This window comes from Nitrospirota bacterium, from assembly GCA_040754395.1.
Classification (GTDB): domain Bacteria; phylum Nitrospirota; class Thermodesulfovibrionia; order Thermodesulfovibrionales; family SM23-35; genus JBFMCL01.
This window is the reverse complement of record JBFMCL010000003.1, coordinates 45,888-61,065: the sequence shown is the minus strand read 5'-3', so window position 1 is coordinate 61,065 and position 15,178 is coordinate 45,888. Positions and strand designations below refer to the sequence as shown.

Annotated in this window: 14 protein-coding genes; 8 read left to right on the top strand and 6 right to left on the bottom strand. The window is 49.1% G+C overall.

Translation table 11 applies throughout. From position 1 onward, the window contains the following. Window positions 1-10: 10 nt before the first annotated feature. From hrcA to AB1552_02415, 8 genes are all read left to right on the top strand, one after another. Window positions 11-1,039 carry a heat-inducible transcriptional repressor HrcA gene (gene hrcA, locus AB1552_02450; protein ID MEW6052636.1) on the top strand — a complete coding sequence of 343 codons (1,029 nt, stop codon included), beginning with the start codon at window positions 11-13 and terminating at the stop codon, window positions 1,037-1,039. A gap of 9 nt (window positions 1,040-1,048) precedes the next feature. Continuing rightward, entirely contained in the window at window positions 1,049-1,651 is a 603-nt protein-coding gene (gene grpE, locus AB1552_02445; GenBank protein ID MEW6052635.1) for a nucleotide exchange factor GrpE, read from the top strand. Between the two features lie 2 nt (window positions 1,652-1,653). Further along, complete coding sequence (gene dnaK, locus AB1552_02440) at window positions 1,654-3,588, top strand: molecular chaperone DnaK (GenBank protein ID MEW6052634.1); 1,935 nt, start codon at window positions 1,654-1,656, stop codon at window positions 3,586-3,588. Between the two features lie 283 nt (window positions 3,589-3,871). After that, window positions 3,872-4,969, top strand: coding sequence for a molecular chaperone DnaJ (dnaJ, locus tag AB1552_02435; GenBank protein ID MEW6052633.1), 1,098 nt, complete (start codon window positions 3,872-3,874; stop codon window positions 4,967-4,969). A gap of 74 nt (window positions 4,970-5,043) precedes the next feature. Continuing rightward, window positions 5,044-5,775 (top strand): 16S rRNA (uracil(1498)-N(3))-methyltransferase, encoded by a 732-nt coding sequence (locus AB1552_02430; protein ID MEW6052632.1) that lies wholly within the window; start codon window positions 5,044-5,046, stop codon window positions 5,773-5,775. 88 nt (window positions 5,776-5,863) lie between these two features. Then, complete coding sequence (locus tag AB1552_02425; GenBank protein ID MEW6052631.1) at window positions 5,864-8,284, top strand: ATP-binding protein; 2,421 nt, start codon at window positions 5,864-5,866, stop codon at window positions 8,282-8,284. 100 nt (window positions 8,285-8,384) lie between these two features. Then, complete coding sequence (locus AB1552_02420) at window positions 8,385-8,828, top strand: response regulator (protein MEW6052630.1); 444 nt, start codon at window positions 8,385-8,387, stop codon at window positions 8,826-8,828. Window positions 8,829-8,833: 5 nt separating this feature from the next. Continuing rightward, window positions 8,834-10,135, top strand: a complete 1,302-nt coding sequence (locus AB1552_02415; protein MEW6052629.1) for a diguanylate cyclase — start codon at window positions 8,834-8,836, stop codon at window positions 10,133-10,135. Window positions 10,136-10,182: 47 nt separating this feature from the next. Here AB1552_02415 and AB1552_02410 read toward each other — a convergent pair whose 3' ends face one another. The 6 genes from AB1552_02410 to AB1552_02385 form a co-directional block, all read right to left on the bottom strand. After that, window positions 10,183-10,350 (bottom strand): hypothetical protein, encoded by a 168-nt coding sequence (locus AB1552_02410; protein MEW6052628.1) that lies wholly within the window; start codon window positions 10,348-10,350, stop codon window positions 10,183-10,185. A 146-nt stretch (window positions 10,351-10,496) separates the two neighbouring features. Beyond that, window positions 10,497-11,909: a type I glutamate--ammonia ligase gene (glnA, locus tag AB1552_02405; GenBank protein ID MEW6052627.1), complete on the bottom strand. Its 1,413-nt coding sequence runs from the start codon at window positions 11,907-11,909 to the stop codon at window positions 10,497-10,499. Window positions 11,910-12,277: 368 nt separating this feature from the next. Continuing rightward, entirely contained in the window at window positions 12,278-12,616 is a 339-nt protein-coding gene (locus tag AB1552_02400; protein MEW6052626.1) for a P-II family nitrogen regulator, read from the bottom strand. Between the two features lie 81 nt (window positions 12,617-12,697). Next, window positions 12,698-13,948 (bottom strand): ammonium transporter, encoded by a 1,251-nt coding sequence (locus AB1552_02395; protein MEW6052625.1) that lies wholly within the window; start codon window positions 13,946-13,948, stop codon window positions 12,698-12,700. A 126-nt stretch (window positions 13,949-14,074) separates the two neighbouring features. Next, window positions 14,075-14,839, bottom strand: a complete 765-nt coding sequence (locus AB1552_02390; GenBank protein MEW6052624.1) for a hypothetical protein — start codon at window positions 14,837-14,839, stop codon at window positions 14,075-14,077. Next, window positions 14,757-15,074 carry a helix-turn-helix domain-containing protein gene (locus tag AB1552_02385; protein MEW6052623.1) on the bottom strand — a complete coding sequence of 106 codons (318 nt, stop codon included), beginning with the start codon at window positions 15,072-15,074 and terminating at the stop codon, window positions 14,757-14,759. Before AB1552_02385 ends, AB1552_02390 begins: the two co-directional genes overlap by 83 nt. Between the last annotated feature and the right edge of the window lie 104 nt (window positions 15,075-15,178).

The following is a 15,178-nucleotide window of genomic DNA, read 5'->3' as shown; positions in this document are numbered from 1 at the left end:
AAAAAGTCAAATGCTCAGCGAAAGAAGCAAAAAAGTCCTTTACGCAGTTGTCCAGAGTTACATCAATTTTCCTGACCCGGTGGGCTCGAGGGTTGTGACGAAGAGGTATGCCTTTGGCCTTTCTCCTGCAACGATCAGGAATATCATGTCTGACCTTGAAGAGATGGGGTTCCTCAGGCAGCCACATACTTCTGCCGGAAGGGTTCCGACCGATCTTGGCTACCGGCTCTACGTAGATTCTCTGGCAGAAGAAGGGCGCATTCATGTGGATATCGAGATGCTTCAGGGACTTTACAGAAAACTTGAGACATTAAAAAATGATATCGACATATTTCTGAACGCGACTACGAAGAACCTGTCGCAGTTGTCTCATTATCTCGGGATTGCGATGTCTCCGACACCTGACATGTCGACACTGCGGAAGATAAACCTTCTCAAATACCAGGCCGATAAGGTTGCAGCGGTCCTTTTTACGGATGAAGGTCTTGTGAAGAACAAGATCGTATCGATTGACCCTGAGATTTCCCAGAAAGACCTGAACAGAATTTCAGGGTATCTGAATACAGAGTTTTCCGGTATGACATTTGACGAAATCAGGATTAAAATCGTCAGGGAAATGTCAAAAGAGAAGATCAGGTGTGACAGGCTCATCTCAAGGGCAATGAAGATATGCCAGGACGCCGTGTATTTTCCCCTGAACGAGCTTTTTATCTCAGGGCTCTCTGAAGTGCTTGAATTGCCTGATTTCGCCGATCTTGATAAGATACGCGAACTGTCAAGGGCGATTGAGGACAAACATACAATCATGAACCTGCTTGACAAGCTCTCTGAGTCCGAAGGTGTGCAGGTTATCATCGGCTCCGAGAATTCGATGGATGATCTGAAGAAACTGAGCGTGGTTGCTTCTCCGTGCAGGGAAGGAGACAAGCCGATCGGAGTTGTCGGAATCATCGGCCCGACACGGATGGACTATGCGAAGGCGATTTATATCGTTGAAAATACGGCTAAATTCATCACAAGGATGCTTGCGGGAAGGTAGGTGCGGATCATGCAGGAGCAACAGATGGGAGACGGTCAGATATTCAGCGAAGATGCAGAAAAAAGCGAGGATGAAGTCTCCGGGCAGACGTCCGGAGATGAAGAGCAGGAGGCGAACCAGAAGTATCTCAGGCTGTATGCGGAGTTTGATAATTACAAGAAGCGGGTAGCCAGAGATAAAGAGGAACTGGTCAAGTACGGCAATGAAAGCCTGCTTTTTGAACTTCTGCCCGCCATTGATAACCTTGAGATGGCGCTCAAGCATGCCTCCAACGATGTCGCTTCCGGCCTTGTTCAGGGGGTGGAAATTACCCATAGGGAACTCCTCAAAACCCTCGAGAAGTTCGGACTGCGTCCGATTGAAGCCGAAGGAAAGCCGTTTGACCCGGCAGTGCATCATGCGATGTCACAGGTTGAAAAAAACGACGTTGAAGAAAAGACGGTCGTTGAAGAGTTCCGGAAGGGATATATGCTGAAGGATAAGGTGCTGCGTCCGTCTCTCGTCTCAGTATCAAAAAAAAACTCTGAAACAGGGACTGAAGAACTGGAAGAAGATACAGAGAAAGAAAGAATCATAATACAGAAAAATATATCTATAGAGGAGGGATCTTAGTTATGGGGAAAGCAGTTGGAATAGATCTCGGAACGACAAATTCAGTAGTAGCTGTGGTGCAGGCAGGAGATCCTGTGGTAATCCCGAACCAGGAAGGGTCAAGGACAACGCCTTCAGTTGTGGCGATTACCGAAAAGGGAGAAAGACTCGTCGGGCAGATTGCAAAGAGACAGTCTATTACCAATCCCGAGAACACAATTTTTTCTATAAAAAGGCTGATGGGGAGGAAATACAATTCCCCGGAGGTTGAGCACGCAAAAAAGAGGCTTCCTTACAAGATTGTGGAAGCACAGAATTCTGATGCTCATGTGGAAATCAGGGGAAAGAGCTATTCTCCTCCCGAGATATCTGCCATGATCCTTCAGAAACTCAAGCAGGCTGCCGAGGATTATCTCGGCGAGCCGGTGACCGAAGCAGTTATCACTGTGCCTGCATACTTTGACGACAGTCAGAGACAGGCAACGAAAGATGCGGGAAGGATTGCGGGACTTAACGTCCTCAGGATAATCAATGAACCGACGGCAGCATCGCTTGCCTACGGGATGGACAAAAAGAAAGAAGAAAAGATCGGGGTGTACGATCTGGGCGGAGGAACGTTTGACATATCCATACTCGAGATCGGAGAAGGTGTCATCGAGGTCAAGTCAACCAACGGGAATACGTATCTGGGAGGCGATGATTTTGATATCAGGGTCATGGACTGGATGGTCGAAGAGTTCAAGAAAGACCAGGGGATAGACCTCAAGAACGACCGGATGGCGTTACAGAGGCTGAAAGAGGCAGCGGAAAAGGCAAAGATCGAGCTTTCCACGGCTACCGACACCGAGGTGAACCTGCCATTCATCACCGCAGATGCAACAGGTCCCAAGCATCTTCTGATGAAGCTGTCAAAGGCAAAATTAGAACAGCTTGTGGGTGATCTTATTGAGCAGACAATCGGTCCATGCAAAAACGCTCTGGCTGACGCGGGGCTCTCGTCTTCGAGCATCGACGAAATACTTCTTGTGGGAGGACAGACAAGAACGCCGAAAGTGCAGCAGACCGTGCAGAATTTCTTCGGGAAGGAACCGAACAAGACGGTGAACCCTGATGAAGTGGTTGCTGTCGGCGCAGCTATCCAGGCTGCTGTGCTCAAGGGAGACGTGAAGGAAGTGTTGCTGCTCGATGTGACTCCGCTCTCGCTCGGCATCGAGACACTTGGAGGGATTTTTACCAAGATCATAGAGAGAAATACCACGATCCCGACCAAGAAGAGCCAGATATTCTCGACCGCAACAGACAATCAGCCCGCTGTCTCGATCCGTGTCTTCCAGGGTGAACGGGAAATGGCTTCTGACAACAAGCTTCTGGGGAATTTTGAACTGATCGGCATCCCGCCTGCTCCGAGGGGGATTCCGCAGATTGAGGTCACGTTCGACATAGATGCAAACGGTATCCTCCATGTCTCTGCGAAGGACCTTGGGACAGGAAAGGAACAGTCCATCAGGATAACCGCATCGAGTGGTCTTACAGAAGAAGAGATAAAGAAGATGACACGCGATGCAGAAACGCATTCAGATGAAGACAAAAAGAAAAAACAGCTTGCTGAAGCCCGTAACGAAGCTGATACCCTTATCTATACTGTTGAGAAATCCCTGAAGGATTATGGCGACAAACTGGATGAAGCGGAGAAGAAAGAGATCGAGGAAGCTCTGGAAAGATGCAGAAAAGCAAAAGATACAGGCACGGAAGCTTCTGAAATAAAGTCTGCGACAGAAAATCTCATGAGCAAGTCCCATAAGCTGGCAGAGCATCTCTATAAGGGGGCCGGCGCTCAGGCAGGTACAGGTGAAGGACCTTCCGGAACAGGGACAGAAGAACCCCAGGCAAAAGGGCCCGAGGAAGAGGTTGTCGAAGCGGAATTCGAAGACGTTGATAAGGACAAGAAAAGCAACTGAAAAAATCAGGAGCAATATTCCTGTTTTTGCATAGACTGTACAGCAGGGCAGATATGCCGCGCGGGCTTTGCGGAGCGATGCCATTTTACGCATTGACCTGAAAGGGTTGTAATGCAAGGGGGCTCCTCTGTGAAGCAGAATATGTGGCTTGCCGGGACTTCAAGGTGTCTTAATTATTCAAACGGATTCTTCTGCAGGAACCGGCATGGCCTTACCGGCGTATCCGCCCTTTCCACATTTAAAATGGCAAGGCAGCAGCATTGAGCTGCAGGTTGAAAAAGAAATGAAAGATTATTATGAGATTCTTGGCGTTTCAAGGGAAGCATCTGAGGTTGATATCAAGAAAGCCTTCAGGCAGCTTGCCCTGAAATACCATCCAGACCGCAACCCGGACAATAAGGAATCTGAAGACAAGTTCAAGGAGATCAACGAAGCATATTCCTGTCTGATCGATCCTGAGAAAAGGGCCCACTACGACAGGTTCGGTACGGCCGAAGGAGTAGGCGCGGGGTACAGTCCGTTTGGCACAGGGTTCGGTGACATCTTTGAAGACATCTTTGGCGATTTTTTCGGTACATTTACCGGCCAGCGCAGAGCGAGACCATCAAAAGGGCAGGATTTGCGCTATGATCTTGATATTACGCTTATGGAAGCGGCATTCGGCGCAGAAAGGAATCTCGAAATCCCGAGATGGGACAATTGCGCTGACTGCAACGGCACGGGCGCAGCGCCCGGAAAAGGTCCGGTTACCTGCCAGAACTGCAGGGGGGCAGGGCAGATCAGGATACAACAGGGTTTCTTCAGCATCTCAAAGACCTGCCAGAAATGCGGCGGAACGGGAAAGGTGATTACCGACCCCTGCAAAACCTGCAAGGGACAGGGGAAGATCCGGCAGTTCAGGAATATCAGCGTCAGGATTCCCGCAGGTGTCGATACCGGCTCGAGGCTCAGGATGTCCGGCGAAGGAGAAATGGGGTTCCACGGAGGCCCGCGGGGAGATCTCTATATCTACCTGAATGTCGAGGAGCACTCCTTCTTCAAGAGAGACGGTCATAATCTGTATTGTGAGGTCCCGATATCGTTTCCCCAGGCCGCGCTTGGCGCAGAGATCGAGGTGCCGACCATCGACGGGACATCAAAGCTCAAAATCCCTCCGGGATCGCCTTCCGGCAGGATGTTCCATATTAAGGGAAAGGGCATGCAGAAACTCGGCGGGAGTTCAAAAGGGGACCAGATTGTGAGGATATATGTGGATGTGCCGGGAAGTCTGACCCAGAAGCAAAGGGAACTGCTCGAGGAGTATGCAAGAATATCAGGAGATGAGGTGAACAAGTCCTTCAAAGAGAAGCTGAAGGACCTTTTTACCAGTTCAGAAAAATAAGACGCCTTCACTCCCGGTGAACAAAAAGCAGCCGGATTGAGGGGCGTTTGCCGACTCAAGCGGAGCAGAAAAGCATGCCAAGAATATACCTGCCGGTCTCTTATGTCTCAGATAACCTTATATCAGTCGACTCAGAAAAGGCGCATTATATCATGTCTGTCCTGAGGTGCAAAAAGGGGGACGAATTGCTCATATTCAATGGTCAGGGCACGTGCTTCAGGACAATGATAGCGAAGGCTGACAGGAAAGAAATTCTGGCTGAGATTATTGAAACACTTGACTGCGATACTGAGTCCCGCGTGCATGTTGTCCTTGTGCAGGCTCTCCTTAAGGGTGAAAAAATGGATATGGTGATCCAGAAAGCGACAGAGCTGGGGGTGCAAGCGATCATCCCGGTTGTTACGGAGAGAAGCCAGGTGAAAGAGACGAGAAAGATCCTGAGATGGAGAAAAATCGCAGAAGAGGCGTCAAGACAGTCAGGGAGGAGCATTGTTCCTGAAGTGCGCGAAGCAGATGCATTTATCCGCTTCATGATACGCGAAGGGACGGAAATCAGGGGTCGTGGGTTGATGTTCTGCGAAAAAGGAGGGATTTCATTGCCGGATGCGGTTGCATCCCTTGTGCCAAAAACTTTGTCGGTGTTTATCATGATCGGCCCTGAAGGCGGATTTACACAGGATGAAATCACTCTTGCAGGAGAAAAGGGCGCCATCGCTACCACACTCGGACGCCGAATCCTGAGGGCAGAGACTGCGGCAATCTCTGCTGTTTCGCTTGTCCAGTTTCTATTTGGCGGTTTAGAGTAGCTCCCTTCTTTGCGGTATTCTCTTTTTCCCATAATTCCGCATTCTTTGGTATAGATTTTGCATATATTTGTGGAAAATTATGATGAAAATGAAGATACGGCATAAACTCATCCTTGGTTTTCTGGTAATCGCGCTTCTTATCTCGTGTGTGGGATATCTGACAATAAAGAGAAGTCAGGATGCGCTGCAAAAATCCATTGAGGAAAGTTCGATGATTCTTGCTTCAAAGGTGATGGATGAAGTGGACCGGAATATCTTCAGAAGGGTGGAGGGGCTGCAGTCATACAGTCAGGACCTCCTTCTCAAGGAAGATGTCATACGGTCAAACAGGGAATACGAAAGAATGGCAGATGCGCAGGGGTATATTGCCATGAAAAACCGCGAGTGGCTCACCGTTTCCACAGATGTGATAACCCCTTTCATGCAGCAGCTGATGGACAAGAAAAGCGCCGTGGAATTACTGGAAAAAACCGAATTTTATCATGAGAAGTATGGCTATGAGGTCTTCAAGAGTATTATTGTCACCAATAAATACGGCGCTGTTGTCTGCATGACAGGAAGAGCGGCGGACTTCAGCCAGGGCGAGAAGCAGTGGTGGAAGGAAGCGAAAGAACACAGGTTCTATATCAGGGATGCTGCTTTTGAGGAAGATGCCGGTACCTATTCCCTCGCCTTTGCGATCAGGATAGAGGATGACAAAGGGAATTTTATCGGTGTGATGAAATGTCTCCTGAATATCGAGGACATTATTCAGGCGGTGAAGGAGTTCGAGACGCCTGAGACCCATACGGGGAAGAAGACTGTCTACAAGCTCCTTAACAGAAAAGGTCAACTGCTCTATTCGACAGACGCGTTTACTTTTCTTGCAACGCCTGTGAGTGAGTCTCTCGTGCACAATGAGACAGAAAAAAAGAAATCACACATAGTCCTCAGAAAAGATGAGAAATATGGAGAGGTCCTGTCTGTCTGTGTCCATTCCAATTATGAGGCGCTGGGTATGGTTTTTGTCGTCGAACACGCGGTGAAAAATATTTTTGCTCCGGTCTTCAGCCTGAAGAAAGAATTGTTTCTTATATCAGTTGGTATTACTGTTCTGGCTGTTATTCTTGGCGTAGCGCTTTCCACGTCTATTGCCGGACCTCTCACCCAACTCAGGGACGCCGCAGCCAGAATCGGGGAAGGGGACCTTAATACCGAGATCGCCATGCGTGCGACGGATGAAGTTGGTGATCTTGCGGTATCCTTCAGAAAGATGACGGAGGACCTGAAAAAGACGACTGTCTCGAAAGCATATCTCGACAACATTATCACGACAATGGTCGATACCCTTCTTGTAACAGATATGGAAGGCAGAATCAAGACGATCAACGCAGCGGCAAAGAGGCTTCTGGGGTATGAGGAGGATGAACTGGTCAATCGGCAGCTCAAAATCATTTTTTCTGATGCGGATAATGAAAAGACGTTCTCCGGACTGCTCCTGAGAGGAACGGACTCAGGGCACATGGCGCAGGAGGACTGTCTGGTCAATGAAGAAAAGACACTGGTGTCAAAAGACGGAAGAAAGATTCCGGTGCTCTTCTCAGCCTCTGTGATGAGAAACAGAAAAGGCAGGCCTGAAGGACTTGTCTGCATAGCCCTGGATATTACCGAGAGGAAACTTGCAGAGGAGAAGGTGCTGCGGTACGCAGAAGAGGTGCGGGAGGCCAATGAAGAGCTGAAGTCATTTGCCTATATCATTTCTCACGATCTGCGCGCACCGCTGGTGAATATTAAAGGGTTTGCAGGGGAACTCAGATATGCACTCCGTGAAATACGTTCTTCGCTTCGGCATTGCGGTCCCCATATGGAAAATGACCAGCAGGAGAAGCTCGAGATCATTTTTCAGAAGGATGCTCCCGAGGCGCTTGGTTTTATCGATTCTTCGGTATACAGGATGGACAACCTCATTAAGGCGATACTGAATCTTTCCCGTGTCGGCCGGCGTGATCTGAAGCCGGAGATATGTGATATGCGTTCCCTTGTGCGATCGATTCTGAAGACCCTTGCCCATCAGACAGAACAGAAGAATGTCGCGATTACCGTCGGGGATCTGCCGGAAATTGTGGCTGACAGGATCGCAATGGAACAGATTGTCGGAAATATTCTCGATAATGCCCTGAAGTACCTAGAACCCGGGCGGCCGGGTGCAGTGGAAATTTTTGCAGAAAGGGTCCGGCAGGATGCAGTATTCCATATACGGGACAACGGCCGGGGTATTGCACAGGACGATATCGGAAGGGTTTTTGAGGTTTTCCAGAGGGTAGGCAGGCAGGATGTACCCGGAGAAGGAATGGGTCTTGCATATGTCAAAACACTGGTGCGTCGCCACGGGGGACGCATATGGTGCACCTCGGAATTAGGGGTTGGAACGACATTCAGTTTTCTCATCCCCTCTGCGCCAAGCCAATCTGCAGTGAAGGATATTGCAGTTCAGGACGATACCGTTAGCGGGGATAAAAGATCAGTGTAATGACGAGATTCAAAATCATGCGTGCGGAGCGAAAAAAAAGGTAGAAAGATTCCAATGTGGCAAAGAAAAAAGAAAAAAATCTTTATTTATGAGGGTGACTATGACAAACCATGAGCCTGTAACAATACTTCTGGTAGAGGACGACGCAGGGCACGCCCGTCTGATCGAGAAAAACCTTCGTCGCGCAGGGATTTCGAATCCCATCATCAGTTTCGAGGACGGGCAAAAAGTCCTTGATTTTCTGTTCGGGGAACAGAAGGACGGAGACAGCGGGCAGCCTTTATCTTTGCTGGTGCTTCTTGACCTGAACATCCCGGGGATTGACGGTTATCAGGTCCTGAAGCGCATCAAACACAGCGAGAAGACGAAGCATATCCCGATTGTCGTTCTTACCACGACTGACGCTCCGCATGAGGTTTCGAAATGTTACGAGCTCGGATGCAATGTATATATCACAAAACCTGTGGACTACGAACAGTTTTCCGAGGCGATCCGTACGCTCGGCCTTTTTCTGTCAGTTGTTACCATTCCAGGGGGACTTTGATCATCATGCGTGATATCCGCACATTCCGTATCCTCTACATGGAAGATGACGAGGGACTTTCCCGCATTCTGCAGAAGGATCTCCAGAGGAAAGGATATGCGGTGGACGTTGCCTCCAATGGTGAAGAGGGGCTGAAAATGCTGGATGCCGCGACATACGACATGGTTGTTGTCGATTACCATATGCCGGTTCTCGGAGGGCTCGAGGTGATCCGCGAACTTTCGCTAAGGGGAAGTATTCTGCCGGCGATCATGGTGACGGGGTACGGGAATGAAAGGGTTGCTGTTGAGGCGATGAAACTCGGTGCGGCAGATTATATTGTGAAGGATACAGAACTCGGATATCTCGAACTGCTTCCTATCGTGATTGAACAGGTAATCTCCAAGCAGAAACTCATCAGGGAAAAGGAACAGATGCTCGCAAAAATTCAGGAAAGTGAAGAACGCTACAGGAAGCTTTACGAACTCACGACAGACGGGATATTTATCTGTCATGACTGGAAAATGGAATTTGTCAATCCTTCAGGCCTGAGACTTCTTGCTGCATCAAGTGTCCTGGATCTGAAGGAAAAAACACTCTTTGAGGTAATCCACCCTGACTACTGGGGGATATTCAGGGACAGAGTGGCAGAGGCGGACAATGAAGACGGGAGGGTCCCCTGGTTCGAAAGCAAAATAAGAAGTTTTGAAGGGAACGACGTCTATGTTGAAATTATGGCGGTTGCCTTTTCTCATTTTAGAGGGAAGCAGGCCATTCAGGTCATCATCCGGGATATTACCGAGCGAAAACTCGCCGAGGAGCGTCTGCGGTTTCTGGCGCATTATGACCCCCTCACAGGGATTCCGAACAGAACGCTTTTTTTTGACCGTCTTTCCCATGCGCTTGCGCAGGCAAAGCGTTATGGCCATTCCATATCACTCATGTTTCTTGACCTTGACAGGTTTAAGGAAATAAACGATACCCTCGGACACGAGGCCGGCGACGAATTGCTGAAAGTGGCTGCGGTCAGACTTCTGCATTGTGTGCGCAATTCGGATACCGTTGCCCGCATGGGTGGAGATGAATTCACGGTTATCCTTTCCCACGTGAGTGGAGCTGAGGACGCTGAGATTATCGCAGAGAGGATACTCTCCTGCTTCGGAGAGCCGTTCAATCTCAGGGGGCAGAAATGTTCCGTTGGCGTGAGTATCGGGATTTGCCTGTATCCGCAGTGTGGCAGTGACCCTGAGATTTTATTAAGGATGGCTGACAATGCATTGTACAGGGCCAAGGAGAAGGGTGGAAACTGCTTTCATTTTTACGGGTGAGGCCCCGTACCGCGTCAAAAAGACAAAGGCTTCAAGTCAGGAGTACCTTATGCCTCGTCCTTCTCCCTGATAGAGAAGATTTTTTCAACGGGAATAACTATCCAGCCAAGCTCTGATTCCAGGTGTACCTCTTCCTCTCCTATTTCCACGAGCCTGCCTGTATAGGTGGTGTCCGTGGTTTCGACAACAACGAATTTGTCTGTTAGATTGTCCACACAATGCCTCCCAGAAGAATGGAGCCTTTGGTACTTTTAGAATAATAGGAATATTCCACAAAAAAAGCAAATGGGGTACGCGGAATACTGCCGAAAAAAAAGAATGCCGGGAACTCTGTTGAGGTTCCCGGCTTCCTGAACAGCTTTTAGATATCGAAATAGAGGAAGAATTCGTACGGATGGGGTCTCAGCCTCAGTGCGTCGACTTCCCGGGACCTCTTGTAGCTCAGCCACATCTGTATGACGTCCTCGGTGAAGACGTCTCCCTTTTTCAGAAAATCGTGGTCTTTCTCGAGGCAATCCAGGGCATCTTCAAGGGAACCCGGAAGACTCGGAACCTTTGCAAGCTCTTCCGGCCCAAGTTCGTAAATATCCTTATCAAGAGGATCCCCGGGATCAATCTTGTTCTCGATGCCATCAAGTCCTGCCATCAGCATTGCAGAAAACGCAAGATACGGATTGCATGAAGGGTCCGGGAACCTGACTTCGACCCGCTTTGCCTTCGGGCTCGGAGAGTACATCGGAATCCGGATTGCAGCGGATCTGTTCCTGCTGGAGTATGCGAGATTGATGGGAGCCTCATAGCCCGGAACAAGCCTCTTGTAGGAGTTTGTTGTCGGTGCAACAATGGCTGCTAAGGCTGCGGCATGTTTGAGTATGCCGCCGATATAGTGAAGCGCCATTTCGGACAGACCTGCGTATGCATTTCCTGCGAAGAGCGGCTTGTTGCCTTTCCACAGGCTCTGGTGTGTATGCATTCCTGACCCGTTGTCTCCGAAGAGCGGCTTCGGCATCATGGTCACGGTTTTTCCATTCCTGGCAGCGACGTTCTTGATGATATATTTGTACATCATCAGCTTATCAGCCATATTTACCAGAGGGGAAAACTTCATGTCTATCTCTGCCTGACCTCCGGTTGCCACCTCATGGTGCTGTGCCTCGACAACTATCCCCGCCTTTTCAAGTTCAAGAACCATCTCCGTCCTGATGTCCTGCTGCTTGTCCATGGGCGGAACCGGGAAATACCCTTCCTTGTGTCTCGGTTTATACCCGAGGTTCGGATTCTCATCTCTCCCGGAATTCCATATTCCCTCGACCGAATCAACAGAGTGAAAGCCGCTGTTGGCTGTATAGTGAAAGCGTACATCGTCGAAGATGAAGAACTCCGCTTCCGGACCGAAATATGCGGTGTCGGCAATCTTCAGCGATTTCATGTAGGCTTCAGCCTTTTGCGCAACATAGCGGGGATCTCGTGAATATGGCTCCTTGGTAATCGGGTCTACCACGTTACAGATGAGGCTGAGTGTCGGATGCTGTGTAAACGGATCCAGCACTGCTGTGCTTGGGTCGGGAATTACAAGCATGTCACTCATGTGGATAGCCTGCCATCCCCTGATGGATGAACCGTCAAACCCCAGACCGTTCTCAAAGATGTCCTCAGAGAATTCCTTCATCGGTATGGAGAAATGCTGCCAGAGTCCAGGAAAATCCATGAACTTCAGGTCGACCATTACAACCTTGTTCTTTTTCGCCAGATCAAATACTTCCTTTGTCGTCATATTGTGTTCCTCCTTGGTTTTTCCTAAAGATATTGTTGATGCATTGTGATAGTCATTCTTTTTTAATATATCCAAAATCATGCCAATTCATAACTTTCTGATTTATAAGCATTTTTACAGGCAGCCATTTCAGGGGATGCATTATGTCCGACAATTTTGTCGCAGATAATTATTCAGACATCTCATGGTCTGCGTTTTCATAAGGAAAATCAGGGATCGATAGCCTGCCGGTCTTTTCAGGGGAAAAACTACAATTTCGTAGTTTCTACAATTTTGTAGGAATCTCATGGTGTTCTGTCAGGGAATCCGTGAAAGAAGCCTCTTGAAATCCTCCGTTGCGTGAAAAAGGAGGATTTCAAGAGGTAATGCTATATCGCCGCTTCTCCCCGCTCGCCGGTTCTGATCCGAATGACATCCTCAAGGGAGTAAAGGAAAATCTTTCCGTCTCCTATCGACCCGGTATTTGCCTTTTCGAGAATCGTGGCAATCACCTTGTCGATTATGGCGTCCGGGATTACTACCTCCAGTTTTATTTTCGGTATAAAGGTCACTTCATATTCTGTGCCTCTGTATACCTCGACATGGCCTTTCTGTCTGCCAAATCCTTTCACCTCGGTGATGGTCATTCCATTGATCCCGAGTTTTGAGAGCGCGTCCTTCACTTCATCGAGCTTGAAGGGCTTGATTATCGCCTCTACTTTTTTCATCGTGCCTCCTCTGTGATTTTATCACTGCATCCCTCCGTGAAGGGAGGGATGCACGGTTTCAAGTAAATGCATGTTCACACCCTAAATGCTGTAGGCTTTTTCACCATGCTGGCTTTCATCAAGCCCGGTTATTTCGTGCTCCGACTCAACTCTGATTCCCACAAGACCTTTTACTATCATGAAGATAATAAAGGTTACGACAGCGCAGTAGACAATTGTTATTCCTGCTGCAAGAATCTGGGTCAAGAGCTGCCCCGGATTACCGAACAGCAGACCTGTCCCGGCTTCATTGATTGCAGGATCAGCAAACACACCGGTGAGAATGGCGCCCATCGTTCCTGCCACTCCGTGGATTCCGAATGCGTCGAGTGAATCGTCATAGCCGAGTTTCGGCTTAATCCATGCAACGGAGAAATAGGGTATGATCCCGGCCAACAGTCCGATAATTATCGCACCCTTAATGTTCACAAAGCCGGCAGCCGGGGTTATCGCCACCAGTCCCGCAACCGCACCTGACGCCAGGCCAAGAACCGTCGGTTTCTTTGCGTGCATCCATTCGGTCAACATCCATGTTATCGCTGCCATGGCGGTCGCAGTATTGGTGTTGATGAACGCAGCGCCTGCCAGTCCGTTTGCTGCTACTGCAGAACCTGCATTAAAACCGAACCACCCGAACCACAGCAAGCCTGCACCGGTAACGACAAGCGTGAGGTTGCTTGGCTTAAGGGAGGCCTCCCGCCTCTTCCCGAGCACGAGTGCCCCGACCAGTGCAGCGATACCTGCATTGATATGCACAACTGTACCGCCGGCAAAGTCGAGCGCGCCCATCTTTGCAAGGAATCCGCCACCCCATACCCAGTGGGCTACCGGCAGATATACAAATGTCATCCAGAGCACAGAAAACAGTACCCATGCAGAGAACTTCATCCGCTCGATGTACGCTCCGCTTGCGAGTGCAACGGTGATCGCTGCAAAGGTAAGCTGAAATACAATGAATATGTACTCGGGAATCGTCATCGAGAGGCTTTCCACGTTAACACCCGCGAGCAGCAACTTGTCCGTACCCCCGATGATACCCTTAATGTCAGTACCGAAGGTCAATGAATACCCGTACACAACCCACAGCAGACTTACTATACAGTACGTCACAAAGGACATCGCCATGGTATTGAGGGTATCCTTGCGTTTTGCCAGCCCGCCGTAAAAAAGCGCCAGGCCGGGGAGCGTCATGAGCATTACCAGCGCAGTGGCCACAATCATCCACGCGGTATCCCCTGTGTCCATCTTCGGCGTTTCAGGAGCAGCCGGTATTGGGGCGGGCTGAGCAGGCATCGCCTGCTCAGCTGCCTGAGGAGTAGGAAGGTTATTTTGCATCTGTTCCTCTGCAAATGCAAAACCGCTGGATAACGTGAGAATCAATATTGACAATACAATCAGCCTTTTCATAGATTGCCTCCTTTAAAAGCTTAGTGTTATGTTGACCCCGCCGTACAAGATTTCTCTGTCGCCGTCATCGCTGATATTTCTCAATGCCTCCTTTGCGTCGTTGCTCAAAGGAAACGAATAGGCGATTTTCGGGGTTACGGTGACTGCTTTCCAGACCGGTATTTCAGCAGATGAAGAAATCTCAGCATTATAGAAATTGCTGAAGTCATCACCGTCCTTATCGAAGCCCATGACCTTGTTATTGATATTGAAGCTTGCAGATGCGCCGAGATTGAGGGAAATGTCTTTCATCACTTCAAACGCATGAGCGACTGAAGCCACAAGAAACGCGCCATTCCCCTCATCAAAGTCATAATACAGTGTGAGCGCCGGTGACAGCATCGTGTCATAGCCTGCTGACAGGTATACTTCCTGGGTATCATTCGCACTGTTCAGGGCATAATAAATGTACCCCGCAGTAAGGGTCAGTTTATCGATTGAACGGGTGTAGTTCAGCGTGATGTCAGTCTCATTGAATTCTCCGTGACCGTCACCTTCATCGATCTTTGAATCGGGGTCATAATTGGCCCAGATATTCATGCCAAAAACCCCGTAGTTTATTCCGGCCGACGGCTGGATGACCCAGCTGTTGCTCAGTTTCTGCCCCCTCCAGACATAATTGCTCATGATGTCAGCGGAGGCATACCCCGAAGTTTTAATCTCCCCGGCATACAGACTGCCTGCGGACACCAGAAGCATACAAGCTATTGCCAGAACTGCCATTTTCAACTTCTTCATTTTTTCTCTCCTTATATTGTGTTTTTTCTTGCTGCTGCTTGCTGCCTGTCGTTTGCTCTTTCTCTATCTCCTCCTTCCTGATATTGTATTTCCTGATCCTGTACCCGATCATCCTCTCGGTGATGCCAAGTCTCCTTGCTGCCCGTGACATGACCCAACCGCATTCCTTCATCGCATTCACGATCTCTTCCCGTTCTATCTCTTGCACCTTTTCTGGCAAGTACCCTGTCTTCATGACTGCTTTCTCTATATCGAAAACCGTGCCAAGTTAAAACTGCTTGAAATACAAGATATTCTGTAAATTTGAGAGGCTACAATATTGTAGATCGCGACAAAATT

Bases quoted from the DNA above. Each gene is read 5' to 3' on its own strand.
- hrcA (MEW6052636.1), top strand. From the start codon at position 11: ATGCTCAGCGAAAGAAGCAAAAAAGTCCTTTACGCAGTTGTCCAGAGT.
- grpE (MEW6052635.1), top strand. From the start codon at position 1,049: ATGCAGGAGCAACAGATGGGAGACGGTCAGATATTCAGCGAAGATGCA.
- dnaK (MEW6052634.1), top strand. From the start codon at position 1,654: ATGGGGAAAGCAGTTGGAATAGATCTCGGAACGACAAATTCAGTAGTA.
- dnaJ (MEW6052633.1), top strand. From the start codon at position 3,872: ATGAAAGATTATTATGAGATTCTTGGCGTTTCAAGGGAAGCATCTGAG.
- AB1552_02430 (MEW6052632.1), top strand. From the start codon at position 5,044: ATGCCAAGAATATACCTGCCGGTCTCTTATGTCTCAGATAACCTTATA.
- AB1552_02425 (MEW6052631.1), top strand. From the start codon at position 5,864: ATGAAGATACGGCATAAACTCATCCTTGGTTTTCTGGTAATCGCGCTT.
- AB1552_02420 (MEW6052630.1), top strand. From the start codon at position 8,385: ATGACAAACCATGAGCCTGTAACAATACTTCTGGTAGAGGACGACGCA.
- AB1552_02415 (MEW6052629.1), top strand. From the start codon at position 8,834: ATGCGTGATATCCGCACATTCCGTATCCTCTACATGGAAGATGACGAG.
- glnA (MEW6052627.1), bottom strand. From the start codon at position 11,909: ATGACGACAAAGGAAGTATTTGATCTGGCGAAAAAGAACAAGGTTGTA.
- AB1552_02400 (MEW6052626.1), bottom strand. From the start codon at position 12,616: ATGAAAAAAGTAGAGGCGATAATCAAGCCCTTCAAGCTCGATGAAGTG.
- AB1552_02395 (MEW6052625.1), bottom strand. From the start codon at position 13,948: ATGCCTGCTCAGCCCGCCCCAATACCGGCTGCTCCTGAAACGCCGAAG.
- AB1552_02390 (MEW6052624.1), bottom strand. From the start codon at position 14,839: ATGAAGAAGTTGAAAATGGCAGTTCTGGCAATAGCTTGTATGCTTCTG.
- AB1552_02385 (MEW6052623.1), bottom strand. From the start codon at position 15,074: ATGAAGACAGGGTACTTGCCAGAAAAGGTGCAAGAGATAGAACGGGAA.